The sequence below is a fragment of the Moorena bouillonii PNG genome (genome assembly GCF_001942495.1).
Classification (GTDB): domain Bacteria; phylum Cyanobacteriota; class Cyanobacteriia; order Cyanobacteriales; family Coleofasciculaceae; genus Moorena; species Moorena bouillonii.
The window spans coordinates 3,522,622-3,525,066 of sequence record NZ_MKZS01000001.1 but is presented as its reverse complement, the minus strand read 5'-3'; the positions used below and the strand labels follow the sequence as shown (position 1 = coordinate 3,525,066).

The window sequence follows — 2,445 nt, the reverse complement described above, 5'->3', positions numbered from 1 at the left end:
TCAGTTATCAGCTATCAGCTATCAGCTATCAGCTATCAGCTATCAGCTATCAGTCATTGGCCTAAGGCCAACGGCTGTTCGCGTAGCGTGCGCGTAGCGCATATGCTTACCTACTGAATCTGGAGTTGGAGAGTGTTGAGTAGACGTGCTTGCCCTATTTGTATTATAATGTAATACAACCACAGTATTTGAGAATTTAGAATTTAGAATTTAGAATTTAGAATTTGAAATTTTACATTCTACATTCTACATTCTGTCTTCTATAGCAATTATCTGTCTTGATGCAGTCGCTCATGGGGGAAACCACGGCAGTCGCTCATGGGGGAGACCCCCAAGACCGCGCTGCCTCCCCAAGACCGCGCTGCATCGCTATGCCATCAGGTACAAATGGATCCCCCTAAATCCCCCTTATCAAGGGGGACTTTGAGCTTGATAAGCGTACCTAATAAATCCTATAAACGCTATACATTATACACAGAAATGTTGAATGATAGTTAAAACCTAGACAAATAGCCTCTATTTTGATAAAATAGAGACTAAATAAAAATCTTATAATATTGATTCAATGATATCAAATTTTCCGGAAATCGTCAAAAGACACCTAGGTCAATTACCTACAGATGATTATCCAGTCCTCAATACTTTCCTATTTGTATCAACCTGGCTAGAATTTGTGCTAGATTGGCCTTTGGGCCACGCTACGCGAACAGAGCCAAAGTAGTATGAGGAGCTTATTCAAGCGTCTGAATGTAGGTGGTATAAATGTAGATATATCGACATTCTCCAAGGCGAGCAAAGTGAGAAATCCGATGGTGTTTTATGATTTGTTCGTTGAATTAAGAAAAACTCTAAAAAAACACAAAAATATAGACAAGAAGAAATTAGCATTATTTCCTATAGATTCGACAATAGTGACCTTGACAAGCAAGTTGTTATGGAGTCAAGGTTTTCATCAATTAAAACTATTCAGTGGATTAAATTTATTAACGGCAGAACCAGAAGGAATAATGATCCATTTTGGTCAAGGTCACGATAGCAAGTATGGAGATATAACAATAGAAAAAATTCCAGAAAACGGAGTCGGTGTAATGGATAGAGGATTGGCGAGTCTGCTGAGAATCCAAACCCTAAAGACCAAAGATAATCGTTATTTCGTCTTAAGAATTAAAAACAATGTCAAGCTAGAACTTTTGTCCAATGGGCAGTACCTAATCGGAACAGGAAAAGATCAAGTACAAGGGAGAGTAGTTAACTTTTGTGACCTCGAAACTCACACTGAATTTAGACTAGTGACTAACCTACCAGAAGAAGGAACACTCGTAATAAGTAATGAAGAAATTAGTGATTTTTATCGTTTACGGTGGCAAATAGAATTGTTCTGGAAGTTTTTAAAGATGCATCTGAAACTCGACAGATTAATAACCAAAAATGTCAATGGTATTGAAATACAGATATATAGCTGTCTCATCGCTTATGTCTTATTACAATTAGTGGTTATCCCAAAATATTTTGGAAAAAAGCTATTAGATAAACTCCGGTATTTACAAGCTTTTATGTGTGAAAACATTAGCTATGTCCATTGGTTTGATAAGATAGTGTTCTCGTGAAGCTATCTGGCATGTTATAGGTGTAGTGTGTCTAATTTTAGCTACATAATTATCGGGATTCAACATTTCTGCATTATACATTCTTAATTCTACATTCTTAATTCTTAATTCTTAATTCTCAATTCTCAATTCTTAATTCTACATTCTGACCAACATCAACTAGCCGGAGGCTAATATGTCCAAAAAACTCGACCAAATTCTTGTTGTGGATGTTGAAGCAACCTGTTGGCAAGGGAAGCCACCCCCAGGACAAGAAAATGAAATCATTGAAATTGGGATTTGTGTATTGGATGTTGTTTCTGGGAAGCCCCTGGAAAAAGACAGTATTTTGGTAAAACCAGAACGCTCAAGGGTCAGTGAATTTTGTACCAAACTAACTACATTAACCCAGGAGCAAGTTGACCAGGGAATATCGTTTGTTGAAGCGTGTTCAATTCTACAAGATAAGTATTTATCTGCTCGGCGAGTGTGGGCCAGCTATGGGGATTATGATAGAAATCAATTTCAGAAACAGTGTACATCGCGTTTTTTGAGATATCCCTTCGGTCCCAGACATATCAACATCAAGACCTTGTTTGCTATTAGTTATGCTTTGCCCCATGAAGTTGGTATGGCACAAGCTTTGGATTTACTGAATCTACCGTTGGAAGGTACTCACCACCGGGGAGGAGATGATGCTTGGAATATTGCTTGGATCTTCTCAAGGTTACTTTCGCAATTCAGAACTACACCATGATATCGACTAGACTTGTTCCAGAAGTCGGGAATCGGGAATCGGGAATCGGAACCCACCCCTAACCCCTCCCAGGAGGGGAACGGGAATCGGGAATCGGGAATC

1 protein-coding gene and 1 pseudogene are annotated in these 2,445 nt (G+C 38.7%); both read left to right on the top strand.

The genetic code is table 11. From position 1 onward, the window contains the following. Nucleotides 1-565: 565 nt before the first annotated feature. Nucleotides 566-1,607 (top strand): annotated as a pseudogene (locus tag BJP37_RS14350) (transposase). 175 nt (nt 1,608-1,782) lie between these two features. Further along, nucleotides 1,783-2,343, top strand: a complete 561-nt coding sequence (locus BJP37_RS14345; RefSeq protein WP_075899713.1) for a 3'-5' exonuclease — start codon at nt 1,783-1,785, stop codon at nt 2,341-2,343. Nucleotides 2,344-2,445: the final 102 nt, after the last annotated feature.